Below are 25,841 nucleotides of genomic sequence, written 5' to 3' on the forward strand. Positions count from 1 at the left end.
AAAAAGAGTGCGTGAACAGGGAGCTGAAATTTTTAAATTAAACGCTGTAGTACAGTTCGAACTCAACTGGGTGCGGAGTCATACGCACGCGGTCAACTTCTGGCTTACGCAGTTCGATGTACGCATCGATAGCGTCATCAGTGAACACGCCGCCACGGGTCAGGAACTCGCGGTCTTCGTTCAGTGCGTTCAGCGCTTCTTCCAGAGAACCTGCAACTTTTGGAATCTCAGCTTCTTCTTCCGGTGGCAGGTCATACAGGTTTTTGTCCATCGCATCGCCAGGGTGGATCTTGTTGATAACACCATCAAGACCGGCCATCAGCAGCGCGGTGAATGCCAGGTATGGGTTAGCCGCTGGATCCGGGAAGCGTGCTTCGATACGACGTGCTTTCGGGCTGGCAACCACTGGGATACGGATAGAAGCAGAACGGTTACGGGCAGAGTAAGCCAGCATAACTGGCGCTTCGTAGCCTGGGACCAGACGCTTGTAGGAGTTGGTGGTTGGGTTCGCCAGGGCGTTGATCGCTTTAGCGTGCTTGATGATACCGCCAATATAGAACAGAGCAGTTTCAGACAGGCCGCCGTACTTGTCGCCAGAGAACAGGTTCACGCCGCCTTTTGACAGAGACATGTGGCAGTGCATACCAGAACCGTTATCGCCGAACATTGGCTTAGGCATAAAGGTTGCCGTTTTGCCGTACGCGTGAGCAACGTTGTGCACCACGTATTTGTAGATCTGAATTTCGTCAGCTTTTTTGGTCATGGTGTTGAAACGGGTTGCCACTTCGTTCTGACCAGCTGTGGCTACTTCGTGGTGATGTGCTTCAACCACCAGACCCATCTGCTCCATGGTCAGACACATGGCAGAACGGATGTCCTGTGCTGAGTCAACCGGTGGCACTGGGAAGTAACCGCCTTTCAGACCTGGACGGTGACCTTTGTTACCGCCTTCGTACTCTTTACCGGTGTTCCAGGCTGCTTCGATATCGTCGATAGCCACGTGTGAACCTGAAGTAGAAGAACCGAAACGGATGTCATCGAACAGGAAGAACTCTGGCTCTGGTCCAAACAGCACGGTATCCGCGATGCCTGAAGAACGCAGGAACTCTTCTGCACGCTTAGCAATGGAGCGTGGATCACGGTCGTAGCCCTGCAGTGTGCCTGGTTCAAGGATGTCGCAACGGATGATCAGGGTCGAGTCTTCGAAGAACGGATCCATGACTGCAGTGGTTGCATCCGGCATCAGCACCATGTCTGATTCGTTAATGCCTTTCCAGCCACCGATGGAGGAGCCATCGAACATTTTGCCTTCTTCGAAGAAGTCAGCGTTAACCTGGTGAGCAGGGATAGTAACGTGCTGTTCTTTACCTTTGGTATCGGTAAAACGCAGGTCAACAAACTTAACTTCATGCTCGTTCATCATCGAGAGAACGTGTTCAGCGGACATACTCAACTCTCCTGGAAATGGTCATTATCGTCATGGTGAGAGAACTTCGTTGCCGGGAATGTGTCACGACTGCTGACCACTCCTAACCAAAGATCTCGGCAAGCTCTTTCAACCGTTTTATAACTGTCGTTTTCGCTTAAAATATATAAAGCGAATTCTGTGCCAACTTTATGACAATGGCGAAAATGGCGCTACAATGCGCCCTTTCGTGAGTCGAAGGCTGCACCAGGATGGATTGCATGCATCGTTATGGTGCGCCACAGGTGAAGTTAAGCACCAATTTGGTGCAAATTACTATCGCAGTGCAGATTAATGCACCGTAAACGGTGCTAAAAACCAGCGCTATAAGAAACTTTCGGCGAAATCTGTGATCATGTTCAGTATTCCGCTTAATCCGTGTACAATACCGCGTTATTTCTATAATGCCTGAGGCAAAGCTGTGATCGAAAATTTGCGTAACATCGCCATCATCGCGCACGTTGACCATGGTAAGACCACCCTGGTTGACAAGCTGCTCCAACAGTCCGGTACTTTTGATGCTCGTACCGAAGCGACTGAGCGCGTAATGGACTCCAACGATTTGGAGAAAGAGCGTGGGATTACCATCCTCGCAAAAAACACCGCCATCAAATGGAATGACTACCGTATCAACATCGTTGATACCCCAGGACACGCCGACTTCGGTGGTGAAGTGGAGCGCGTCATGTCCATGGTGGATTCGGTGCTGCTGGTTGTAGATGCGATGGATGGCCCTATGCCGCAAACCCGCTTCGTAACCAAGAAAGCATTTGCTCATGGTTTGAAGCCGATTGTGGTTATCAACAAAGTTGACCGTCCGGGCGCGCGTCCTGATTGGGTTGTTGATCAGGTATTTGACCTGTTCGTTAACCTGGATGCGACTGACGAGCAACTGGACTTCCCGATCATCTTCGCTTCGGCGCTGAACGGTATCGCGGGTCTGGAACACACCGACATGGCTGACGACATGACCCCGCTGTATCAGGCGATCGTTGACCACGTTTCTCCACCTCAGGTTGAAGTTGAAGCGCCACTGCAGATGCAGATCTCGCAGCTGGACTACAACAACTATCTGGGCGTGATCGGCATCGGCCGCATCAAGCGCGGTACCGTGAAGCCGAACCAGCAGGTCACTATCATTGATAGCGAAGGCAAAACCCGTAACGGTAAAGTCGGTAAAGTGCTGGGCCACTTGGGTCTGGAACGTATCGAAAGTACCCTGGCAGAAGCGGGCGACATCATCGCGATCACCGGTCTGGGCGAGCTGAACATCTCTGACACCATCTGCGACACGCAGAATGTGGAAGCGCTGCCAGCCCTGAGCGTGGATGAGCCAACCGTTACCATGTTCTTCAACGTGAACACCTCACCGTTCTGCGGTAAAGAAGGTAAGTTCGTGACCTCGCGCCAGATCCTGGAGCGTTTGAACAAAGAGCTGGTACACAACGTGGCATTGCGCGTTGAAGAAACCGAAGATTCGGATGCGTTCCGCGTTTCCGGTCGTGGTGAGCTGCACTTGTCGGTTCTGATCGAAAACATGCGTCGTGAAGGTTTCGAGCTGGCGGTATCCCGTCCGAAAGTTATCTTCCGCGAGCACGAAGGCCGTAAGCAGGAGCCATTCGAAAACGTGACCCTCGACATCGAAGAAACCCATCAGGGTTCTGTGATGCAAGCGATGGGTGAGCGTAAAGGCGATCTGAAAAACATGGATCCAGATGGTAAAGGCCGTGTACGTCTCGACTACATGATCCCAAGCCGTGGTCTGATCGGCTTCCGTAACGAATTCATGACCATGACTTCAGGTACCGGTCTGCTGTACTCCACCTTCAGCCACTACGACGATGTTCGTCCGGGCGAAGTGGGCCAGCGTCAGAACGGCGTGCTGATCTCGAACGGTCAGGGTAAAGCGGTCGCGTTCGCCCTGTTCGGTCTGCAGGACCGCGGCAAGCTGTTCCTCGGTCACGGTGCGGAAGTGTATGAAGGCCAGATCATCGGTATTCACAGCCGTTCTAACGATCTGACAGTAAACTGTCTGACCGGTAAGAAACTGACCAACATGCGCGCGTCAGGTACTGACGAAGCCACCACTCTGGTTCCACCGCAGAAAATGACGCTGGAACAGGCTATCGAGTTCATCGATGATGACGAACTGGTAGAAGTGACTCCGCTGTCAGTCCGTATTCGTAAACGTCATCTGACCGAGAACGATCGTAAACGTTCTTCTCGCGGCAGCAAAGAGTAAGCGAAACAGTCTGATATTGAGCCCCGCACCCGCGGGGCTTTTTTATGTCTGCAACCCGCTGCAACGCTCGCTTAATGAAGTTTGCCTCCGCTTCCAGATTACTGATTTCCCGCCCCTCGTCCCTGTTCAGCTCCCACTTTTGCCGCTAAAGTGAATGATCCAGGGAACGAAAAGGAGAGGCGTCATGCTGTACATCTTTGATTTAGGCAATGTGATTGTTGATATCGATTTCAATCGTGTGCTCGGCGTCTGGAGCGACTTAGGGCGCGTGCCGTTATCCACGCTACAAAGTCGTTTCCGCATGGATGAGGCTTTTGAGAAACACGAACGTGGCGAAATCAGCGATCCAGAATTCGCTGCGCGCATTTGCGACCAGCTGGATATCGCGTTGAGCTATCCGCAATTCACCGCTGGCTGGCAGGCGGTCTTTGTCGGCGTGCGTCCGGAAACGCTGGCGATCATGAACAAGCTGCGTGCCAACGGCGAGCGCGTGGTGATCCTGTCCAATACCAATCAGCTGCACTTCGAGTTCTGGCCAACCCAATATCCCGATGTTCAACAGGCGGCCGATCATCTTTATATGTCGCAGGATATCGGCATGCGTAAGCCGGAAGCGCGCATCTACAACTATGTGCTGCAGCACGAAGGTTATCAGGCCGATCAGGCGGTATTTTTCGATGATAATCAGGCCAATATCGACGCTGCGCGCGCACTCGGCATTGAGAGCGTGCTGGTGGTTGATGAGAAAACTGTGCCGGACTGGTTTGCGGGTCGTCTCTGAGTGCTGAACCATCGACATCTGCGCCACTCGGCGCATGCCTTTTATTTGTGGGTAAAACTGCTGTGGCGACGCGTTGACGATGACAACATGACGACGCAGGCGGGTAATCTCGCCTACGTCTCATTGCTGGCATTGGTGCCGCTGATTGCCGTGGTGTTCGCTCTGTTTGCTGCTTTTCCGATGTTCTCGGACATCAGCGTGCAGTTGAAGAACTTCATCTTTACCAACTTCATTCCGGCAACGGGCGACGTGATTCAGCGTTATCTTGACCAGTTTGTCGCCAACGTCAATAAGATGACGGCGGTCGGCATTGTGGGGTTGATCGTCACCGCGCTGCTGCTGATGCATTCGGTGGACAGCGCATTGAACGCCATCTGGCGCAGCGATAAACCGCGTCCAATGGTCTACTCCTTTGCTGTTTACTGGATGATCTTAACGCTGGGCCCGCTGCTGGCCGGCGCAAGTTTAGCGCTCAGCTCCTATCTGCTGTCGCTGCGCTGGGTGAACGTCACGGGCGTCACCAGCTTGATCGATCATCTGCTGCGCATATTCCCGCTGTGCCTCTCGATCCTCGCTTTCTGGCTGCTGTATAGCATTGTGCCGACGCGGCGCGTGCCGACGCGTGATGCACTGATCGGCGCCATCGTTGCCGGGTTGCTGTTCGAGCTGGGTAAAAAAGGCTTTGCGCTCTATGTTACGATGTTCCCTTCGTATCAGTTAATTTACGGCGTTCTGGCGGTCATCCCCATTCTGTTCCTTTGGGTTTACTGGTCGTGGTGTATTGTGTTGTTAGGCGCGGAAATCACCGTCACGCTGGATGACTATCGCCAGCTAAAACAGCAGGAACGCGAAAAAGAACGTGAGGAAACATGATTGCTTTGATTCAGCGCGTCAGCCGCGCCAGTGTCAGCGTTGACGACGCGACAGTGGGCGAAATTGGCGCCGGCTTGCTGGTGTTATTGGGTGTGGAAAAGGGCGACGATGAACAAAAAGCGCAGCGATTAACCGAGCGCGTGCTGGGCTACCGCATCTTTGCGGATGAGAACGACAAAATGAATCTCAATGTGCAGCAGGCAGGTGGCAGCGTGCTGGTGGTGTCGCAATTCACCCTCGCCGCAGATACCAATAAAGGTATGCGTCCCTCTTTCTCTGGCGGCGCAGAACCGGCGGAAGCCGAGCGCCTCTATGAATACTTTAGCGATTGCTGCCGAGCACAGGGCGTGGCCACCGCAAACGGGCGCTTCGCCGCCAATATGCAGGTTTCATTGGTAAACGATGGTCCGGTGACCTTCTGGTTACAGGTGTGAGGGTTTCAGCCGAGCGGCAAGGACTTAGCCACGCAAGCTTCGAACGAGAGAATCACTTTATGTATCATCTTCGCGTACCGCAAACGGCGGAAGAGCTGGATATGTATTACCAGTTCCGCTGGGAAATGTTACGAAAGCCGCTGCGTCAGCCGCAGGGTTCTGAGCGTGATGCCTGGGATGCGCTGGCGCATCATCAAATGGTGGTGGATGAGCAAGGCAAACCGGTGGCAATCGGCCGTCTGTACATCAATGCCGAGAACGAAGCCGCGATTCGCTTCCTCGCCGTGCATCCTTCTGTGCAGGGCAAAGGTCTTGGCACGCTGGTGGCAATGACGCTGGAATCGGTCGCGCGTCAGGAAGGGGCAAAACGCGTCACTTGTAGCGCGCGTGAAGACGCCGTCGAATTTTTTGCCAAGCTCGGCTACGTCAACCAAGGCGAAATCACCGCGCCGCAAACTACGCCAGTGCGCCACTTCCTGATGATAAAACCGGTTGTGACGCTCGACGATATTCTGCATCGCGCCGACTGGTGCGGACAGCTGCAACAAGCCTGGTACGACCACATTCCGCTGAGTGAAAAAATGGGCGTGCGCATTCTGCAATATACCGGGCAGAAATTCGTTACCACCATGCCCGAAGCGGGCAACCAGAATCCCCATCACACCCTTTTTGCGGGCAGCTTGTTCTCGCTCGCCACGCTCACCGGTTGGGGTTTAATTTGGCTGCTGCTGCGCGAGCGCCATCTCGGTGGCACCATTATTCTGGCGGATGCGCATATTCGCTACAGCAAACCGATCAGCGGCCGTCCGGGCGCGATTGCCGATCTCGGCTCGCTCAGCGGCGATCTTGATCGTCTGGCGCGTGGCCGCAAAGCGCGCGTGCAGATGGAAGTGGAGCTGTTTGGGGATGATGAGCTGGGCGCGGTATTCGAAGGTGTGTATATCGTGCTGCCCGCCGATTCTGACGGAGCACTGGAAGAGGGCGGCTCCGGCGCCCGTATCGATTAGTCCTGCAATTTTTTTACATACTGTAGCGGCGCAATTTATTGCGCATCGCTTTTTAAAGTCAAAAGAGCGCAATGAATCGCGCCGCTACAGAATTATTGCACTTGCCCGCCCCGCATCGTTTGCTGTACAGCTTGGGCATCGGTGGTTACCGACAAGGTGCCATCCACGCTGGGGCGCAGCGGCGCGCTGGCGTTCAGCGAACCTTTCAGCTGCAGCTGTAAATTACTGTTACCGCTCAACTGCAGCGTTGGCCAACCCCAATTGCCCAGCACGTTTGCCGGCACAGCCTGGCCTTTCAGATTCAGCGTCAACGGACGTTGCGCGTCCTGCCCAACCGTTGCTGATCCTTCCAGTAAACCGCTGCCGTTAAAGGCGCTCAATTCCGTTACCTGAATCTGTTGATCGTTGGCATTCAGCGCAATGGACGGATGACGCAGATCGGTACGATTGAAGGTGGCTTCGGCCGCGTTGAAGCTGGCTTTACCGGACCAGATTCCCCACTGATGTTGACGCGCCAGTAGCAGATTATTCGCGTTGCCATCCAGTGACGTCATCTGGAACGGGAACGCCGGATTGATATCAATAATCAGGTTACGGTTGGCAGTAGCGCGGGTTATTAGCACGCTATCCAGCCAGTCCGGTAAGGTTTGCTGCCAGCGTTCACGCCAGTTTTGCGGCAAAGTATATTCCAGCCCGGCGATCGCCAGTTCATCCAGCGTCAGACGTTTGTCGCTGCGCGTCCAGTTGCCGCTGGCGCGCACCACGCCATTCACCCAGCGCGAACTGAACTGCGTCAGCGCGATGCCCTGCGCCGAGAATTCGGCATTGACGATAGGATCGTTGAGCTCAAAGCCACCGTTAATAAAATTCCCGGCATTCATGGAGAGAGAACCGCCATCGCTTTCCCAATCATCGCCGCGCAGGGTGACATTTTTCAGGGTTAAATCGAGATCGGTCACCGCCCAGTCAGGTCCTTGCAGGCGCGCATCGGTCATATCCAGACGGTTGATGCTAACAGAAGGCACAGCGCGCAGCGGATTGAGGAAGTCGCTCAGGCTTTGATGGGTTTGCAGGCGGATATCGTTGAGGCGCAGTTGGTCAATCTTCCAGTTGCCCTGCGCATCGCGCTCGGCGTTGCCGGTCATCGAACCGCGCGCCAGATCGGCGCCGATATTGCTCAGCACCAGACGACGTTGCTTGATACTGCCCTGCAGCAGCACGTTGTTACCCGGTACGCCATCCAGCGTCAGGGTGCCGGCGCTGATCTGAAACTGCGCATCGCTGCCCAGCACGTCGTTAGGCAGCGGTTTCCACGGCAGAAGACCGCCATTCACGCGCTGAGCGGTCATCGGCAATGCACTGTGCGGATTCTCAATACGCACATTATTCAGCTGCAGGCGATTGGCCTGAATCGGCAGCGTGGTATCGGGCGCTTGATTGGCGAGATTGATTTCACCGTCGCGCACTTCGATGCTGTTGAAGTGCAGTGGATCGCTGAACTGAACCAGCGCAAGGCCAAGATCAACGCGTTTCGCCACCAACACGGCGGGCTGACCATCATGACCAAAGCTGAAGTCATCGAGAATGATATGCGAAGGGGAGGAGAAGTCGTGCTCAATCTTGCTGAGAGAGAGATGCCAGGCGGTTTTATCGCTTACCCAGCGGCTAAACCAACCTGCGCCCCATTGTGTTTGTAGCAACACATACAGCACTACCAGCGCCAGCAGAATTAGCAGCAGTAAGGTAAGGAAAAACTTGCCTAAAAATTTCATCGCACTCATCCATCCCGATATTTATCCGGTGAGTGGTTGTTATGCCTGAATTACCGTTACAGCTCAACAGCCTGGATGTAAATGCGGATAAATATCAGGCAGGCCGAAGCCTGCCTGCAGGATTACTTTTCTTGCGGGAAGATCAGGTTCAGCACGATGGCGGTAATACCACCGGCCGCAATGCCAGATGAAAGCAGGGTTTTCAGCCAGTCCGGGGCAAATTGCAGAATCAGCGGCTGCTGAGAAACGCCCAAACCTACCGCCAGCGACAGCGCGATAATCATGATGGCACGACGATTCAGCGGTTCACGCGAAACGATGCGCACGCCAGATGCGGCGATGGTACCAAACATCACAATGGTGGCACCGCCCAGCACCGGTTCTGGAATATGCTGCACAAAACCACTCACGGCTGGGAACAGGCCAAGCACGATCAGCATCAGCGCCACGACAAAGCCTACATAGCGGCTGGCAACGCCGGTAAGCTGAATCACGCCGTTGTTCTGGCCAAAACAGGAATTCGGGAAGGTGTTGAACAGCGCTGAGACAAAGGAGTTAAGACCGTTGGCCAACACGCCGCCTTTCAGACGCTTCATATACAGCGGGCCACTTACCGGCTGCTCGGAAACATCAGAAGTCGCGGTGATGTCGCCGATGGTTTCCAGCGAGGTCACCATAAACACCAACATCAGCGGGATCAGCAGATTCCAGTCAAAGCCCAGGCCGTAGTAGAGCGGCGATGGCACGGCAATCAGCGGCTGATCGGCTGGCGTGCTGGTGGCGGGCAGCATATCCAGCGCCCAGGCCAGCGCATAACCTACCGCCATCGCGATCACCAGCGAAGCCACGCGCAGATAAGCATTACGCTGACGATTAAGCAGGATAATCACCACCAATACCGAAGCCGCCAGCAACAAGTTTTTCGGAGCGCCAAACGTGTGATCGCTCATCGCCGCAAAGCCGCCGCCGATGGAGGTCAAACCGACCTGAATCAGCGACAGGCCAATAATCATCACCACAATGCCGGAAACCAGCGGCGTAATGATGCGGCGCGCCAGGTGCAACACGCGTGACAGCACCATTTCGGTACAAGACGCCACCATCAGCGTGCCAAACAGCGCCGCCATCATGGTCGGCACATCAACGCCACCATTTTTCAGCGCCATGCCGCCCATGATCAGCGGCGTCACGAAGTTAAAGCTGGTGCCCTGAATCGACAACAGGCCAGAGCCCACGGGTCCCCAGGTTTTGATTTGCAGAATGGATGCCACGCCCGAGGCAAACAGCGACATGCTGATGATGTGTTGCGTGTCCTGTGCCGGTAAACCCAGCGCCTGGCAAATCAGCAGCGCAGGCGTAATCACCGCGACAAACATCGCCAGCAAATGCTGACAGGCAGCAAACAAGGTTTGCGGTAACGGTGGACGGTCTTCGAGGCGGTAAATCAGTTCACTTTTCGGGCTTGCAGCGCTGGCAGGCTGGCGAGTTTCAGCGGTGTTGACGGACATGGTGGACGTTCTCAATTACAACAAAGGGGCGATTTTAAACGGTTGCGTTGTGAAAGCAATCGTTTGCAATGCCCCTTTTTACTTCCGTTGATCTAAAGCGTAAACACCGTACGGCAACGGCTGTCATCTTCCTGCCACGCCAGCGCGACGTCGCTCAGCGAGCGCATCTGGAAGGCGATCGAAAAATCGCTCTCGGCGGCGGCCGTCAGCATTTCGCCGATGCAGGCGATCAACTCATTATCCGACACGCTGCCGAGGCCGCTGCCCATTAATGTCAGCCCGGACGAGCGCAGCAGTTTGCTGTGCAGGGTAATTTCCTGTCCGCTTAAGGAACCGATTTGCACAAAGCGTACCGTTTTCTCTCCGCCCGCTACGGCGGCGTGCATGATATCGAGTGCGCTCTGGCCCCACAGATAATCGAGTACCACATCAACACCTTCTTTCATCAACGTCGGTAACGTGTCCGGCAATTCATCCAGCGTGAAAGTGAGGTCGGCGCCCTGCGCGCGCAGTTGATCCAGCGCGGCGCGATTACGACCGGTGGCGATAATTTTTCCTGCACCCAGATGCTGTGCGATACGCACCGCTAAACCGCCCGACGTGCCGGTTGCGCCATTGATCAATACGGTTTCACCGGCACGCAGCTGGGCGCGTCGGGTTAATGCCGCCCAGGATGACATGCCCGGATTCGCCAGCGCAGCGGCCAGCACCGGATCCAATTTTGCCGGCAACGAAACGATGCTGTCGGCGGGCACTAAGGTTCTCTCCGCCATGCTGCCCCAAGGTGCAGCAAAGGCAAGGAAGTAAACCGGATCGCCATTACTCAGCGTGCCGGTACCATCAATGCCGGTAATAAAGGGATAGTGCGCGGCCGCGCTGTAATGTGTTCCGGCGGCGCGTGCTTTTGCCAGCTGGCTAACGGCGGCGGCTTTCACTGTTACCACCACATGGCTTTCATCAGCCTGCGGTTCAGGAAAATCACCGTAAACGGGCAGTTCACCTGCCGCGGAAACTATCGCTGCTTTCATGCTTTAACCTTCAGTTAAGTGGGAACTATGTGTAATATGCACACATTAGGCATACCTCAGGATAACGTCAATGAAAAGTGTGCAAAATACACATAATGGTGCTGCATTTGATGATCTGCACAACGCGCTGCTGATGATTGTAGGAACTTTCAATCGTCCACAACGTGATGAATTATTGATAAAAGAGTCAAATATTCAGCTCGACCGCGCGCTGTTTCCGCTACTGATTCAAATCGGTCGCTTCGGGCCAATTGGCGTGGTGGAGCTGGCGGAGCGGGCCGGACGCGATTACACCACCGTCAGTCGTCAGGTGGCGAAGCTGGAGGAGTTAGGGCTGGCGCAGCGCCAGAAAAATGCCAAAGACAAACGGGTGAATGAAGCGGTGATCACTGCGGCAGGTAAAGCGATGACTGACAAAATCGATGCGGCGCGCGCGCAAATTTATCAGAACCTGTTTGCCAGCTGGCCGGATGAAGAGCGCGCCGAGTTGGCGCGTCTGCTGCAGAAATTTGTCGGGGATTTTATTGCCATCGATAAAAGCAAGACGGCGGATTAAGCGTTACTGTAGCGCTCGGTTTCCGGCAGCCAGCGCTCAATCAGTGCCTGCGCCTGCTCTGGATAGTGCTGGTGGATATGACGCGCCACGCGCTGAACTTCGGGAATCATGCCCTGATCGCGCAGTAAATCCGCTACTTTAAACTCGGCGTTGCCGGTTTGACGTGTGCCGAGCATTTCACCCGGACCGCGAATCTCCAGATCGTGCTGGGCAATCACGAAGCCGTCGTTGCTATCGCGCAGCACCTGCAACCGCTTCTGCGCGGTTTTGCTGAGCGGCGCTTTGTACAACAACACGCAGTGTGAAGCGACAGCACCACGCCCAACGCGGCCGCGCAGCTGATGTAACTGAGCCAAACCGAGACGTTCCGGGTTTTCGATAATCATCAGGCTGGCATTCGGCACATCCACGCCCACTTCGATCACCGTGGTGGCGATCAGCAGCTGGATTTCATTGGCCTTAAACGCCGCCATCACCGCCTGCTTTTCGGCAGGCTTCATGCGGCCGTGTACCAGGCCAACCTGCAAATCGGGCAGCGCCACTTTCAGCTCTTCCCACGTTGCTTCTGCCGCCTGCGCTTCCAGCACTTCCGACTCTTCAATCAGCGTACACACCCAATAAGCCTGACGTCCTTCGTGACAGGCGCTTTGCACGCGCGTGATGATCTCACTGCGGCGGCTATCGGGAATCGCCACCGTGGTCACCGGCGTACGTCCTGGCGGTAATTCGTCGATGGTGGAGGTATCGAGATCGGCGTAAGCCGTCATCGCCAGCGTGCGCGGAATCGGCGTAGCGGTCATGATCAGCTGATGCGGATGGAAACCTTGCTCCTCGCCTTTTTCCCACAGCGCTAAGCGCTGGTGCACACCAAAGCGATGCTGCTCATCAATGATCACCAGCGCCATCCCGTTGAATTTCACCTGCTCCTGGAACAGCGCGTGGGTGCCGACCACCATCGCGACCTGACCGCTGGCAATGGCTTCCTGCTGCGCTTCGCGCGCTTTGCCTTTCTGCTTGCCCGCCAGCCAGCCCACTTCAATTCCCAGCGGTGCAAACCACTGGCGGAAGTTGTTGGCATGCTGCTCGGCCAGCAGCTCGGTCGGTGCCATCAGCGCTACCTGTTTGCCGTGTGCGATGACGTTCAGTGCCGCCAGTGCGGCCACCAGCGTTTTACCGGAGCCGACATCGCCCTGCACCAAACGCATCATCGGAAAATCGTTGGCCAAATCTTTTTCGATTTCTGCCACCACACGCTGTTGCGCACCGGTTGGCGAGAAGGGCAGCGCCGCCAGAAGCTGATCAACCAGCTCGTGGCGCGCCGTCATCGGCAATGCATGATGGCGCTGCGCACCGGCGCGTACTGCTAGCATGCTGAGGTTATGCGCCAGTAGCTCTTCCAGAATTAAGCGTTTCTGTGCTGGATGGCGGCCAGTCTCCAGCTCACTTAAACGCAGATCCGGCGGTGGACGATGCAGCGTGCGTAGTGCATCCGGCAGGCTAATCAGCCCGCCGCTCAGCTCGGATGGTAGCAGCTCGGCAATTGGGCAGCTCTCCAGCAACGTCAACGCCTGATCGGTGAGATTGCGCAGTGTCGCCTGGCGAATGCCTTCGGTAGTGGGATAAACCGGCGTCAGGGTTTCCTGCAGCTCAACTTCGCCTTGTTCGCCCTGCACGCGAAACTCGGGATGAATGATTTCAGCACCGCGCTGACCGCGCTTAATCTCGCCGTAGGCGGTAACGCGACGGCCCGGCGCCAGGCTGTTTTTCATCCCGGCATTGAAATTGAAGAAACGCATGGTAAGCATGCCGCTGCCATCGCTGATCTGGCACACCAACATGCGGCGGCGACCGAAAGTGATTTCGCTGCTCAGCACTTCACCTTCCACCGTGGCATAAACGCCGGGCAGCAGGTCATTGATTTTATACAGTTGGGTGCGATCTTCGTAACGCAGTGGCAGATGCAGCAGTAGATCCTGAATGGTGAACAGGCTAAGTTTGGCCAGCTTGCCCGCCTGACTGGCGCCGACGCCGGTCAGGGTACTGAGCGGGATGGCATCCAGCAGACGGCCTTTCATTTTCTACCTGTTGATTGCATGGTGGCCCACCACTCGGCGTCGGCTTCTACTTCGCCCTGACCATTGATGTGCGGATACGGCAGGCCCTTCTGCTTGGCGACGCGTGCCAGCACCGGATAACCGCCTTCGAATAGCAAACGCTGCTGCTCATCTTCATCCAGCAGGCTATAGGTGCGCTGATACATGCCGGCATTCTGTCGCTGACGTTGCGCTTCATACAAAATCAGCGCGGAAGCCACTGAAACATTGAGCGACTGCACCATGCCCACCATCGGCACAATGATGTCCTGATCGGCCAGCGCCAGCGCTTCAGCGGTAATACCGGTTTTTTCCTGACCCATCAGAATGCAGGTCGGTTTGGTGTAATCGATGTCGCGAAAATCTACCGCTTTGGCGGACAGATTGGTCGCCAGCACCTGCATGCCTTCATCCTTCAGATGACGCACTGCATCTGCAATATGCTGATGCGTTTTAACCTTCACCCAACTGTTGCTGCCGGCCGAAGCGGAAACCATGGTGCGCATACGCACGCTTGGCCAGACGGCGTGCACTTCATGAATGCCCACCGCATCGGCGGTACGGATCACCGCCGAGACGTTATGCGGTTTATGCACCTGTTCCATGCAGACGGTGAGATCGTGCTGGCGCAGGGCCAGCATCTCCTGAATTCGGGCAAAACGTTGAGCGTTCATGGGCTAGTTACGGTTGCGGTGAACTTTGATCACGTCCGGCATTACGCGAATTTTGCGCATAATATTCGCCAGATGGACGCGATCGTTCGCGGTGAGGCGGATAAAGGCGCTATACACGCGACCATCACGCTCTTCGGTATTCAGGCTCTGAATATTGGAACTGGCGGTGTTGATTGCCGCGGTCAGATTCGCCAGTGCGCCCTGATGATTGAACATGTCGACTTTAATCTCAGCGACAAATTCCTGGTCGGTCACTTTATCCCACTCAACCGGCATGAACTTTTCAGGCTCTTTTTGGTAGCCACGGATGTTACGGCAGGATTCGTGATGCACCACCAAACCTTTTCCGGGACTAACGTGCGCCACAATCGGGTCACCAGGAATTGGACGGCAGCATTTGGCAAAGGTAATCAGCACGCCATCCGCGCCTTTGATCGGCAGCTTTTTGCGTTTGCTGTTGCTCTGCGGCTCTTCACTGCCTGACTGCAGCAAGTTCTTTGCCACCACCACGCTCATGGCGTTGCCCAGGCCGATTTCTGCCAGCAAATCATCGATGGCGGTCAGCTTCATGCGCTCAAGTTCGTGCTGAATGTTCTCAACCGGAATCTCTGCCAGCTTCTTGCTGCCGCCGAGCGCGTGGCTCAACAGACGACGACCCAGGTTGACGGAGTCTTCACGTTTGAGGTTTTTCAGCAGCTGACGGATTTTGGCGCGCGCTTTCGAGCTGACGACGAAATTGAGCCAGGCAGCGTTCGGGCGAGCACCCGGCGCGGTGATGATTTCAATGGTTTGACCGCTGGTCAGCGATTGTGACAGCGGGTAAGGCTGGCGATCAACGCGTGCGCCGACGCAGGCATGACCGATATCGGTATGCACCGCATAGGCGAAATCGACCGGCGTGGCGCCAGCCGGCAATTCGACGATGCGGCCTTCCGGCGTGAACACATAGATCTCATCCGGGAAGAGATCGGATTTCACGCTTTCGATAAATTCAAATGAGCTACCGGCGCTTTGCTGCAGCTCCAGCAGGCTTTGTAGCCAGCGTTGAGCACGAATCTGCGCGGTGGTGCCGCTGACTTCGCCGCTCTCTTTATACGCCCAGTGTGCTGCCACACCCATTTCTGCCATCTGATCCATATCTTCAGTACGGATCTGCACTTCAACCGGCACGCCGTGCGGGCCGATCATTGAAGTATGCAGCGATTGATAGCCGTTGGCCTTGGGAATGGCGATGTAATCTTTTACGCGTCCGGGACGCGGTTTGTACAAGCTGTGCATCTGTCCGAGCACGCGATAACAGGTATCCAGATCTTTCACGATGACGCGGAAAGCGTAGATATCCATGATCGAGTGAAAACGCTGCTCTTTCAGGTGCATTTTGCGGTAGATCGAGTAGAGATGTTTTTCGCGTCCACTTACGCGGCAGGGAATACCTGCTTCCTGTAAGCGACCGTCGATTTCAGCAAGGATCTTCTGAATCATCTCTTTACGGTTACCGCGCGCCGCTTTCACCACCTCTTTAATCACGCGGAAACGGTTCGGGTAGAGCGCTTCAAAGCCGAGCTCTTCCAGTTCTGTTTTCAGGTGATGAATACCAAGGCGGTGCGCCAGAGGACTGTAAATCTCCAGCGTTTCCAGCGCGATACGGCGTTTTTTATCCGGACGTAACGCGCCGAGCGTGCGCATGTTGTGCGTGCGGTCAGCCAGTTTGATCAAGATGACGCGGATATCCTGCACCATCGCCATGATCATTTTGCGGAAGTTTTCAGCCTGCGCTTCTTTCTTGTCGCGGAACTTCAGCTTATCGAGCTTGGATACACCTTCCACCAGTTCGGCAACGCTTTTACCGAACAGCTGTTCCATATCCTGGTAAGTGGCGGGCGTATCTTCGATCACATCATGCAGCAGCGCCGCCATTAGCGTTTCATGGTCGAGTTTCATCTCGGCCAGAATGCAGGCGACAGCAACAGGATGGGTGATGTAAGGCTCGCCGCTGGAGCGTGTTTGACCCTCGTGGGCATCACGCGCGACTAGATAAGCTTGCTTGAGGCGCTTAATTTGCTCCTCAGGCAAGTATTTTTCAATCAGTTGATTGAGGCTTTCAAACAGATACAAGGGCGACCTGCGAAGTGCTGTTAACGACGACCTTCAGCGATAGCGGTAACGGCTTGTAACTCAGCGGCTTCCTGCTCATGCTGTTCCTGACGATCACGGACATCCAGAATCTGGGTAGTGATCAAACCTTCTTCGATTTCGCGCAGGGCGATAACGGTTGGCTTATCGTTCTCTTCCGGAACCAGCGCATCTTTACCGCCTACCTGCATCTGACGTGCACGACGTGCAGCGACCAACACCAGGTCAAAACGGTTACCAACTTTCTCTACTGCGTCCTGAACGGTTACGCGTGCCATAGGTGTGCTACTCCACAGATGATGAAGAAATGACTGGGCATAATACTGAAAGTGAATTCAGACTGCCAATAGTTTGCTGATTAAAGCATCATGTCGCGATTTTTGGCGACCCATACGCAGACGTTCTGCGCGAATAATGGTTTTCAGATCTGACAGCGCCAGATCGAAATCATCATTAACAATTAAATAGTCATATTCGGCGTAGTGGCTCATTTCCGCCACTGCCTGTTGCATACGACGGGCAATCACCTCTTCGCTGTCCTGACCGCGGCCACGCAGGCGACGATCCAACTCTTCGGTAGAAGGCGGCAGCACAAAGATGCTGCGTGCAGCAGGCATTTTCTGGCGAATTTGCTGCGCACCTTGCCAGTCGATATCCAGGAAGACGTCCACGCCGGTCGCCAGCACCTGCTCAATCGCAGCGCGTGACGTACCGTAATAATTGCCAAACACTTCCGCATGTTCGAGGAAGTCGTCTGTTGCAATCATGGTCTCGAACTCGGACTTAGAGACGAAAAAGTAGTGCTCACCATGAGCTTCACCGGGACGCACGCCACGGGTGGTATGAGAAATAGACACCTGCGTATCGTACAGCGGTTGTGTCTTTAACAGCGCCTGAATCAGGCTGGATTTACCCGCGCCGCTGGGGGCGGAAACTATATAAAGCGTGCCTTGAGCCATGGTTATCTTGAATTGAGTAAAGAGCGGAGTCGATTTCCTGCACAGTATACACGGCTTGGGGTGGTCACGCAGCGTTTGCCGCTTGGCTGAGGCAATTCTTTTTTCTGTGAAGCCGCGCCAGAGGCTGATGTAGCAGACTGCAACAGCAATTTAATCTCTGGAATCTGCATCCAGCGCGCAATCTTCATGGCTGGTAAAGGCCTGCGCTGCGCGCTCCAATAGCGAAAAAGGAGAGCGAAGATGAAAGGATGCCTGAGTCTATTGTGTTGCTTATTCAGTATAGGTTGCTGGGCCGAAGCGCTCTGCCCGAATTGGTCGCCGGTGCGCGCGGGGCAGGAAATCACACAGCTGCAAACCCAGCTACGACAGTGGGATGACGCGTATTACCGGCAGGGCACAAATCTGGTGACCGATGCCGATTACGACAGCCTGCAACAGCGATTACAGCAGTGGCAGCGCTGTTTCACTCCGGCGCACGCCACCTACGATGCACAACTCACCACCGACGGCAGTACGCATCATCCGGTGGCGCATACCGGCGTGCGCAAACTGCGCGATAAGCTGGCAGTGGCGTACTGGATGCAGGACAAATCTGTGCTATGGCTGCAGCCGAAAGTCGATGGCGTCGCCGTTACTTTGGTATATCGACAGGGTAAGTTGGCCTCATTGATCAGTCGCGGTGATGGTTTACGTGGCGAAGAGTGGCTGGCCAAATCCGCACATATTCCCTCCATCCCGCAGCGGCTGGATACCTTGCGTGAGGAAGTGGTGCTGCAAGGTGAGCTGTTTCTGCAAATGACCGATCATCAACAGGCGCGTGACGGCGGCAAGAACGCGCGCGCGCAGGTGGCGGGAGCGATGATGCGCCACGACAACAGCCCGCTACTTGAGCAGCTTAGCGTATTTATCTGGGCGTGGCCGGATGGACCCAATTCGATGCCCGATCGTCTGGCGCAGCTCACACAATGGGGATTTGGGCTGGCGCTGAGCTGGAGCCGTCAGGTGAGTAATGAAGAAGAGGTCGCGGTATGGCGCGATCGTTGGTTCCGCGAATCGCTGCCGTTTGTCACCGATGGTGTAGTAATTCATCAATCACCCGTCAGCGCAGGGCGCGATTGGCAGCCCGGCCAGGGCAGTTGGTCAGCGGCATGGAAGTATCAACCAGCAGAAGTCAGCAGCGAAGTGCTGTCAGTGGATTTCAATGTGGGCCGCACGGGCAAGATCGCCGTGGTGCTAAATCTGATACCGGTGCAACTGGAGGACAAAACGGTACGCCGGGTAAACATTGGTTCCCTGCGACGTTGGCGGGAACTGGATGTGATCGCGGGTGATGAGGTGACGCTCACGCTGGCGGGATTAGGCATTCCGCGACTGGAGCGCGTGATTTGGCGTGTGGCGCAGCGCGATTATCCAGCGTCGCCACAGGAGGGCGAATTCCACGGCTTAACCTGTCTGCACTTTAGCGCCGACTGCCGGGCGCAGTTTTTATCTCGCCTTAGCTGGCTCAGCCAGAAGTCGGTACTCGATATTGCGGGCGTTCAGCGCAGCAGCTGGCAGCGCCTGCTGGATAGCGGCACTATCAGCCATCTCTTTTCCTGGCTGACACTGACGCCGGATCAGATTGCGCAGGCTAATGGCATCACGCCGGCTCGCGCGCAACTTATCTGGCACCGCTTTAACCTGACGCGTCAGCAGCCGCTGCGACGCTGGGTGAGTGCGCTTGGCTTGCCGTTGCCGCATGCAGCGTTACAGGCTTTACCGGATGCGCAGTGGTCGCAGTTGCTGGCGCGAACGGCGGAAAGCTGGCAGCAGCTGCCCGGTATCGGTAGCGTGTTAGCACAACGGATTGTGATGATGCTGCAGGATGCGCACCTGCAGCAGTTGATTCACTTTCTGCAGCAGCAGGAGATTCCTGCAACTGATTCAATGTTCAGGATGGGGATAGTTGAAGATCGGCAAACCGAGGCGGAAACGCAGCGCCAGCAAGCGGGCGAAGAAGCCGAACAGTAGCGTGATGATCACCACCGCTTCATGCGCCAGCGGCGTTTTCAACAACAGGATATACATCCAGCCCGAGGCAAAAGCGATACCGGCATACAGCTCTTTCTGGAACACCAGCGGAATGCGGTTGCAGAACATATCGCGCAGCACTCCGCCAAACACGCCAGTGATCACGGCGGCGATGGCAGCAATGATGGAGGCGTGCCCGCTATCCAGTGCAACCTGGGCGCCAATAATCGAGAACACCACTAAACCCAGCGCATCCAGCACCAGAAAAACTTTGCGCAGGTGCGTCATTAGCGGTGCAACAAAAGTGGTCACAACCGCAGCCGCAGCCACGATCATGATGTACTCCGGGTTTTTAACCCAACTGAGCGGATAGTGGCCCAGCAAAATGTCACGCACCGAACCGCCGCCAATGGCGGTGACCGAGGCGATGATGATCACGCCAAACAGGTCCATTTTACGACGTCCTGCCGCCAGCGCGCCGGTCATGGCTTCGGCTGTAATACCAATAATATAGAGAACGGTTAATAACATAGAGCACTCCAGTAAATTGGCGGCAAGGCTAAAGATTTCCCAGAGTGTAGACCACTGAGATTTTCTAAATAAAGCGTCATCGGATTAGGCATTTTGATGGCGTGCATGCTAACAGGCTTAGCAGGCGGGATAAATCTGCAGTTATTGGCCTTTTCGCATAAGTATAAATGATGCGAAGAGGGGCAGATCTTCTCTTCTTAAGTTCTAGCCAGTTTGTGTCGTACGTGATTACTGGCAATTGAAGCAGGCTTTCCGCTCTCAGGCATCACGTGTAGCAACTATTGGACAGGCATGAAAACTCGTAACGAAGACATCCTCTTTTTCTCCTCTGACAAACTGGCGGCGCTGGGGCTTGAGAGTCTTTTGTCCTCGTTACCTGTTGCGTGTCAGCTGCATGAGCTATGGTCTCTCAGCACGGTCATGGCGAAGTGCGAAAAGATGAAACCGCGTTTGCTGGTGTGTATCTTTCATGAAAATATGCCACTAACTGGCACCTTAAAAGTGCTTTACGCCTTACAGCAGCAGTTTCCCGCGATGCAAATCATGGTGCTGACGCGGCGTTTGTTACCGCTGATGCATGCGCTCAGTCGTTACCTGCCTTCGCTGACGGTGTTGGACTTAAAATCCTCTCGTCAGATACTTTCCAGCCGTCTTCTCACCAGCATCAACACTAATGCCCAAATTCAGTTAGTTGAAGGTGCGGATATTCTTTTGCCAGACAGGCAATTAAGGGTATTACTGATGATGGCGTGGGGTTACAGCATAGAGCATATCGGCATTCGCTTAGGTATCAGTCATAAAACAGTGAACGCACACAAACTCAATGCACTGGCGCGGCTGCAGGTCAAAAGCAAGAATGATATGGCCGATCTCTACATGGTGATTGATGAGTTACGTATGATAGTGAGTTGGCTGCGCTTGCAGCGTAACGGCAAGTTAAGTGAACTCAGTTTTCAGTCACTGGAAGAGTTACTGGAAGCCTAAAAAGAAAAAAGCGTGCTGGCGACCAGCACGCGAACGCATCTTTTCAGATGCCCAGAGCCCACCATACAGACTTGTTTTTATTATCCGTTTCTTGCTCGCACGTTAGCGAAACTTTTCAGGCTAAAACGGTACTCTGGCTGGAACCAGGAGCGACCGTAGTAGCAGTAGATCAGCATTCTGATGGATGCCATGGCGAGGTAGCCCCAGATGGCGCATAGCACTGAAGGCGTCAGCCACACGGTAAAGAGTGTGACGCTTAATCCCACCAGTACAGAAGATGTTTCCGCAAAAGCGATGCGCGAAAATTGGTTTTCCCGCTGTAATATGGCGCGATAATATTGTCCCTGCGGAATAATAATGAAGATGACCGAAATCATTTCCAGCATTATTGCCATTTCGGGTTGATTCATCATTCGACTAGAAATATCGCTACCAATAAACAGCGCGGCAAAAATAGCGAGTCCGCTTAATACATTCCCCCAATATAATATTGAGAGATCGCTATTGTTCAGGTTTTTAGTTCTGATAATGGCATTGCCAAATCCGCGATCGGCCAGTGTGTCAATAATCAATAACATTACAATAGCAATGGCGAGTAAATTTAACTCGTTTGCCTGGAGTATTTGTGCCAGAAGTGAAAGTTGTAAAACACCAATGCCGACGATTTTAATCGATGACAAAATTGACCATTTAGCGTTGGTCAGATTTTTTTCTCTTATCGCCATATTCTGCTCATTATGGTACATGTACCAGTGCAATTAAGGGGTTACTCTGGCCACAGGCCAAAGCACAGCTTACATCAATGCAGCGCATCCTGACGCAGCCCTGATATACCTTTCAGGTTTTGCCACGTAAAAATGCGTTCAATTAAATGATGTTCTGAATTTATTAAGATGACCCTGGCGCTTAATGATGTTGTTGTCTTAATGGTATCTCCTCCTGTGCGGAGGAAATCCGTAAGATCATTATAAAATCCCTTTGAGTTTATATATTCCCCGGCCAGCATCCGGCTGGCAATCTCAACAAATTCTTTTTCTGATAACAAAGGATAGGTTGAGCGATCCATGTTATTTCCCTGCTGTTGTTATTATGGTTACTGCTGTGTGTGAAATGAGTTATACCGTGTTTTAATTAATTTAACACCATCAGAAAACTCCTATAAATAGACCGCAGGAATAAATGGTTTCAGAATTTGCATCAGAATATATAAGGCGAGTGATTTACTATTTATTAGTGCTTTTCTTCATTCCATAGGGTTGAATGGATCAGTGATAAAGAAAAAAAGAAAAAACTTTGATAAATCAGAGGCACTCAGCATTTTTCTGCACATCCTCACCAGGAATTTTCCTGTTGAGGATGCTTAAGCCAGACTGGTGTTTAACAGATAAATACGTGAAGGTTTGAGCAAAACAGTTAAACGCTACTGAGCAAAAAAGTAAGCGATTTTTATTGATTGATTCCAGCATGCGTTAAAGAAGCGATCTCTGCATAATCCATTGATTCTAATGAGTTAACAGATGAAGAAGCTGTTCCAGGTCGCGTTTTACCCATGCAACATCCTCGGCAAACTTCTCGTCAGACATGAATGCTTGACGGTAAACCACCATCACGACTTCCGCGCCTTGCTCATTAGCAATCACCCGCATCGGCATATAAATCTCTTTACCCGTTCCGGTATCAATCCAGTGATCCATCACGCCAAAGGGATTGTGTGGGGTAAAGCGAATCTTTACCGTTCCCTCGGGACCTTTGGCTTTCCAGCTGTTCCCTTCCTGCGTCAGCGTACTGGCGCTGAGTCCGCTAGCCCATTTGGCAAAGCATTCCGGTTTCCAGATGGTTTCATACAAATCTAACCAGTTGCGTGGAACCGTTAGTGTGACGGTCTGAGATGGCAGCATGGGACCTCCTGATGTGATACAGCCATTAAAGCACGCTGATACCGGGCTGCAAACGGCCCGGTCATGGAAGTGTGGGTCAGCAGCGGTTTCCGTGAAAACGCTGTAATCAGATAAACTTGCCGCGTCCCTGAATAGCCTGTTCTTCACCCGTACCATCAGCATGGCGCAGCACGAAGCGATCGGACTGCGCAACTACCGCGCAGCTGTGATTAGGGAAGATGCGTAGCAGCGCGCCAACGGCGGGTGCCTGTTCAGCATATTGCAGGAAACCATGCTCCTCCGACAGCTTCAACACTTCATAATCATTGCCTTGCTCATCGACGGCGATGCCAAATCCGCTGGCATTGGTGCCGTGCGGCCCTTTGTCAGAGCTAAGCATTTTGGAACCGGCATCAATAATGGCGAAGTGCGGATTGACCGCTACCACGCGCGTCACCACGCTCAGCGCCAACGCCTCTGGCGTGCAAAGACCTAAACGCCATGCGGTAAGATCGAGCAGCGCATAATTGCCGGGGCGGATTTCATCGCTGCCTTGCGCGACGGGTGCCGCCAATGCCGTTGGCGTTGAACCGACTGAAATCGGGCAGTGCGCAAAACCAGCGGCAATCAGGCGCTGCTGCAGATCACGCATCAATGTGATTTCCTGCAGGGCAACGTCGGCAATCGCTGCGGCGTTGCCTGCGCCATAAGCGTGACCGGCATGAGAAACCAGCCCGGCAAACGTGAGGCCCGCACCCTGTATCTTCTGCGCCAGCGTAACGGCGGCATCGCCGTGCGGATCAACACCGATGCGATGTAATCCCACATCCACTTTGATGGCTAACGCCAGCTGGCAATCGGGCTGGCGCTGATGTGCAGCCGCTATTGCCGCCACGCCATTCGTGCAATCCGCAATGCAGGTAATGCGCGCCTGATGTTGTGCGGCCACCGCCAAAAATTCTTTCAGCGTTTCGGCATGCACTACGGGGTAAGCCAGCAGCAGATCGCGTTCGCCACCGAGAATAAAAGCGATGCCTTCACTCGGTTTAGATACGGTAATGCCGCGCGCGCCGAGCTTTCGCTGCTGCTCAGCAATCCAGACGCTTTTATGGGTTTTGATATGAGGACGTAGCGTGACGCCAGCGGCATCGGCTTTTTGCTGCATCTGTTGCAGGTTGCGTTGCAGGCGCGCTGCATCAATTTCGAGGTAAGGTGTGAGTCGGTCGGCAATCAGAGGCCGCAACCAACCAGCCTCAATATTCTTTTCCATCATAATAGTCCGCAGGTGATTACACAGTGCGGACTATGATTCATCAATGCACGCTAGAATGCCAGCCGACAAAATCGGCACATTCCTGCTGTAGGGGCGCCATTCATGGCGACCGTTTCAAACCTTAGAGCTGCCGCTCTGGAATCCGCCGCCCAAATCCTCAATCAAAACCACCGCAAGGTTAATTTGCTGCGCCTTCAGCGCCACCATTTTTTGGTCGGATTCGATCAGCTGATTTTGAATTGTCAGCACATCAAGATAAGGACGCAGGCCCGCTGCGTATTCACTATGCAAATCATCCCACGCGCTGTGAATCAGCTGGTTGGCGCTTTCCTGTTGCGCCAGCTGATCCTGAATCGACTGCAACTGAGTAATGGTGTCGCTGATATTGCCCAGTGAACTAATCAGCAATTTGTTGTACTGCGCTACCGCCAGATCGTAATCGGCGTCGCTCTCTGCTAAATCGGCGCGACGTTTGCCCGCGTCAAAGATCGGCAATGACAAACTCGGTCCCACATTAAAGAAGCGGCTTGGCGCACCAAAGAAGGCATCGCCGAGCAGTGATTTGGTGCCGGCTTCGGCCACCAAATTGATGTTGGGATAGAACTCGGTTTTGCTGGCGGCGATCTGTTTTGATGCCGCTTCAACGCGCCAGCGCGCGGCCACCACATCCGGACGACGACCCAGCAGTTCGGCCGGAATGGCGTTTGGCAGCATGGCGGCGACCGGCACATTCATCTGCGCCGGTTTTAGCTGGTGCCAGTAATCCGGGCCTTTACCTATCAGCGTCGAAAGCTGAATACCGGCATCGGTGACTTGCTGTTGAGCTTGCGTCAATTCGGCTTGCGCGGTTTTCTGCTGCGACAGCGCCTGCTTATATTGGTAATCGGAAGTGAGGCCAGCGCTGACATATTGCTGCTGAATTTTGGCGATACCCGCCGCACGCTCGGCATTCTGCTGCGCCAGTTCGGCATTATTCCAGGCGAGATTAAGGTTGTTCCACGCTCGCGTCACGTTCGCGGCCAGCGTTAACTGACTGGCCTGACGATCCAACTCGCTGGCACGTGCTTGCCCCAATGCGGCTTCAGCGGCATCTTTTTTGCCGCCCCATAAATCGAAGGTGTAGCTCAAGCCAACGTTAGCGGTGCGCAGCGTGCTATAGCTTTTCCCCTCCAGCAGCGGATCATCCACTTTTGCCACACGCGAGCGCGTAATGCCCGCGTTGAGATCGACATCCGGATAGCGTTCGGCATCGGCGGCAATCACTTGTGCATTGGCTTTATCCGCTTGCGCGTTGACTACCTGCAAATCCGGGCTGGATGCCATCGCATCATTAATCAGTCGATTGAGTTGAGCATCGTTAAAACCTTGCCACCATGCGCTTTTTGACCAATTCGCGGCGCTGAAATGCGTGTTTTTCAGGGATTGACTGGCTTGCAGAGCGTTAGCATCAAGCAGCGTGTTTTTGGGGTGTAAGCCGTGTGGATTGGCACAACTGGCCAGCAGCGCAGTGGCAACGGCCAGCGCGAGAAATTTGCAGTGAAAGTGCTGTGTCATGGTTCTGGTCAAAGAGAGGTGAAGGCGACCATTACAAGAGGCGGGGCAGATTTTGACAAACCTGTTTTTCGTTAAGAATGGTTGTTA

General features: G+C 54.2%; 23 protein-coding genes. 8 read left to right on the forward strand and 15 right to left on the reverse strand.

The window, feature by feature from the left end; all coding sequences use genetic code 11:
• Window positions 1-37: 37 nt before the first annotated feature.
• Window positions 38-1,447 carry a glutamate--ammonia ligase gene (gene glnA / locus K5Y33_RS22145; protein ID WP_007885243.1) on the reverse strand — a complete coding sequence of 470 codons (1,410 nt, stop codon included), beginning with the start codon at window positions 1,445-1,447 and terminating at the stop codon, window positions 38-40.
• A 439-nt stretch (window positions 1,448-1,886) separates the two neighbouring features.
• Here glnA and typA point away from each other — a divergent pair, with 439 nt between their 5' ends.
• The 5 genes from typA to fabY all read left to right on the forward strand — a co-directional run bounded on the left by typA (window position 1,887) and on the right by fabY (window position 6,802).
• On the forward strand, window positions 1,887-3,707 hold the full coding sequence (typA, locus tag K5Y33_RS22150) for a ribosome-dependent GTPase TypA (RefSeq protein ID WP_008109794.1): 1,821 nt from the start codon (window positions 1,887-1,889) through the stop codon (window positions 3,705-3,707).
• 184 nt (window positions 3,708-3,891) lie between these two features.
• A complete protein-coding gene (yihX, locus tag K5Y33_RS22155) occupies window positions 3,892-4,488 on the forward strand; it encodes a glucose-1-phosphatase (RefSeq protein WP_101760718.1) in 597 nt (198 codons plus the stop codon).
• Window positions 4,489-5,361, forward strand: a complete 873-nt coding sequence (locus K5Y33_RS22160) for a virulence factor BrkB family protein (protein WP_101760717.1) — start codon at window positions 4,489-4,491, stop codon at window positions 5,359-5,361.
• Entirely contained in the window at window positions 5,358-5,795 is a 438-nt protein-coding gene (gene dtd / locus K5Y33_RS22165) for a D-aminoacyl-tRNA deacylase (RefSeq protein ID WP_101760716.1), read from the forward strand. The genes K5Y33_RS22160 and dtd overlap by 4 nt, the downstream gene beginning before the upstream one ends.
• A 59-nt stretch (window positions 5,796-5,854) precedes the next feature.
• Window positions 5,855-6,802 (forward strand): fatty acid biosynthesis protein FabY, encoded by a 948-nt coding sequence (gene fabY, locus K5Y33_RS22170; protein WP_222235113.1) that lies wholly within the window; start codon window positions 5,855-5,857, stop codon window positions 6,800-6,802.
• 92 nt (window positions 6,803-6,894) lie between these two features.
• Here the strand turns inward: fabY and K5Y33_RS22175 are convergent, their stop codons facing one another.
• From K5Y33_RS22175 to K5Y33_RS22185, 3 genes are all read right to left on the reverse strand, one after another.
• Complete coding sequence (locus K5Y33_RS22175) at window positions 6,895-8,574, reverse strand: AsmA family protein (RefSeq protein WP_222235114.1); 1,680 nt, start codon at window positions 8,572-8,574, stop codon at window positions 6,895-6,897.
• Between the two features lie 122 nt (window positions 8,575-8,696).
• On the reverse strand, window positions 8,697-10,082 hold the full coding sequence (locus K5Y33_RS22180) for an NCS2 family protein (RefSeq protein ID WP_008109781.1): 1,386 nt from the start codon (window positions 10,080-10,082) through the stop codon (window positions 8,697-8,699).
• Between the two features lie 92 nt (window positions 10,083-10,174).
• Complete coding sequence (locus K5Y33_RS22185) at window positions 10,175-11,110, reverse strand: zinc-binding alcohol dehydrogenase family protein (RefSeq protein ID WP_222235115.1); 936 nt, start codon at window positions 11,108-11,110, stop codon at window positions 10,175-10,177.
• A gap of 70 nt (window positions 11,111-11,180) precedes the next feature.
• On the opposite strand from K5Y33_RS22185, the gene K5Y33_RS22190 reads away from it, so the two are divergent.
• Window positions 11,181-11,666 carry a MarR family winged helix-turn-helix transcriptional regulator gene (locus K5Y33_RS22190; RefSeq protein ID WP_192415283.1) on the forward strand — a complete coding sequence of 162 codons (486 nt, stop codon included), beginning with the start codon at window positions 11,181-11,183 and terminating at the stop codon, window positions 11,664-11,666.
• Here K5Y33_RS22190 and recG read toward each other — a convergent pair.
• The 5 genes from recG to gmk are packed head-to-tail and all read right to left on the reverse strand — an operon-like array spanning window position 11,663 to window position 17,525.
• Window positions 11,663-13,741 (reverse strand): ATP-dependent DNA helicase RecG, encoded by a 2,079-nt coding sequence (gene recG, locus K5Y33_RS22195; protein ID WP_222235116.1) that lies wholly within the window; start codon window positions 13,739-13,741, stop codon window positions 11,663-11,665. The two genes, K5Y33_RS22190 and recG, sit on opposite strands and share 4 nt — an antisense overlap.
• The gene (gene trmH / locus K5Y33_RS22200) at window positions 13,738-14,433 is read right to left on the reverse strand and encodes a tRNA (guanosine(18)-2'-O)-methyltransferase TrmH (RefSeq protein WP_210081773.1); all 696 of its coding nucleotides are present in this window, start codon (window positions 14,431-14,433) and stop codon (window positions 13,738-13,740) included. The genes recG and trmH overlap by 4 nt, the downstream gene beginning before the upstream one ends.
• A 3-nt stretch (window positions 14,434-14,436) precedes the next feature.
• Window positions 14,437-16,548 carry a bifunctional GTP diphosphokinase/guanosine-3',5'-bis pyrophosphate 3'-pyrophosphohydrolase gene (gene spoT, locus K5Y33_RS22205; RefSeq protein WP_101760709.1) on the reverse strand — a complete coding sequence of 704 codons (2,112 nt, stop codon included), beginning with the start codon at window positions 16,546-16,548 and terminating at the stop codon, window positions 14,437-14,439.
• Window positions 16,549-16,568: 20 nt separating this feature from the next.
• Window positions 16,569-16,844 carry a DNA-directed RNA polymerase subunit omega gene (rpoZ, locus tag K5Y33_RS22210; RefSeq protein WP_007885265.1) on the reverse strand — a complete coding sequence of 92 codons (276 nt, stop codon included), beginning with the start codon at window positions 16,842-16,844 and terminating at the stop codon, window positions 16,569-16,571.
• Window positions 16,845-16,901: 57 nt separating this feature from the next.
• Window positions 16,902-17,525, reverse strand: coding sequence for a guanylate kinase (gene gmk, locus K5Y33_RS22215; protein WP_008109768.1), 624 nt, complete (start codon window positions 17,523-17,525; stop codon window positions 16,902-16,904).
• Window positions 17,526-17,765: 240 nt separating this feature from the next.
• Here gmk and ligB point away from each other — a divergent pair, with 240 nt between their 5' ends.
• Window positions 17,766-19,535 carry an NAD-dependent DNA ligase LigB gene (gene ligB / locus K5Y33_RS22220; RefSeq protein WP_222235117.1) on the forward strand — a complete coding sequence of 590 codons (1,770 nt, stop codon included), beginning with the start codon at window positions 17,766-17,768 and terminating at the stop codon, window positions 19,533-19,535.
• On the opposite strand, the gene K5Y33_RS22225 is transcribed toward ligB, so the two are convergent.
• Window positions 19,449-20,066, reverse strand: coding sequence for a trimeric intracellular cation channel family protein (locus tag K5Y33_RS22225; protein WP_008109765.1), 618 nt, complete (start codon window positions 20,064-20,066; stop codon window positions 19,449-19,451). The genes ligB and K5Y33_RS22225 overlap by 87 nt on opposite strands.
• A 291-nt stretch (window positions 20,067-20,357) precedes the next feature.
• Here K5Y33_RS22225 and K5Y33_RS22230 point away from each other — a divergent pair, with 291 nt between their 5' ends.
• Window positions 20,358-21,050 carry a LuxR C-terminal-related transcriptional regulator gene (locus K5Y33_RS22230; RefSeq protein ID WP_222235118.1) on the forward strand — a complete coding sequence of 231 codons (693 nt, stop codon included), beginning with the start codon at window positions 20,358-20,360 and terminating at the stop codon, window positions 21,048-21,050.
• A gap of 80 nt (window positions 21,051-21,130) precedes the next feature.
• Here K5Y33_RS22230 and K5Y33_RS22235 read toward each other — a convergent pair whose 3' ends face one another.
• The 5 genes from K5Y33_RS22235 to K5Y33_RS22255 form a co-directional block, all read right to left on the reverse strand.
• Entirely contained in the window at window positions 21,131-21,775 is a 645-nt protein-coding gene (locus tag K5Y33_RS22235; protein WP_222235119.1) for an oligosaccharide flippase family protein, read from the reverse strand.
• 74 nt (window positions 21,776-21,849) lie between these two features.
• A complete protein-coding gene (locus K5Y33_RS22240; protein WP_137386792.1) occupies window positions 21,850-22,116 on the reverse strand; it encodes a hypothetical protein in 267 nt (88 codons plus the stop codon).
• Between the two features lie 436 nt (window positions 22,117-22,552).
• Window positions 22,553-22,948, reverse strand: a complete 396-nt coding sequence (locus K5Y33_RS22245) for a polyketide cyclase (RefSeq protein WP_101760704.1) — start codon at window positions 22,946-22,948, stop codon at window positions 22,553-22,555.
• A gap of 106 nt (window positions 22,949-23,054) precedes the next feature.
• Window positions 23,055-24,200 carry an alanine racemase gene (locus tag K5Y33_RS22250; protein ID WP_370634160.1) on the reverse strand — a complete coding sequence of 382 codons (1,146 nt, stop codon included), beginning with the start codon at window positions 24,198-24,200 and terminating at the stop codon, window positions 23,055-23,057.
• Window positions 24,201-24,314: 114 nt separating this feature from the next.
• Complete coding sequence (locus K5Y33_RS22255) at window positions 24,315-25,754, reverse strand: efflux transporter outer membrane subunit (RefSeq protein WP_222235120.1); 1,440 nt, start codon at window positions 25,752-25,754, stop codon at window positions 24,315-24,317.
• Between the last annotated feature and the right edge of the window lie 87 nt (window positions 25,755-25,841).

The sequence above is a fragment of the Pantoea sp. DY-17 genome (assembly GCF_019795975.1).
Classification (GTDB): domain Bacteria; phylum Pseudomonadota; class Gammaproteobacteria; order Enterobacterales; family Enterobacteriaceae; genus Pantoea; species Pantoea leporis.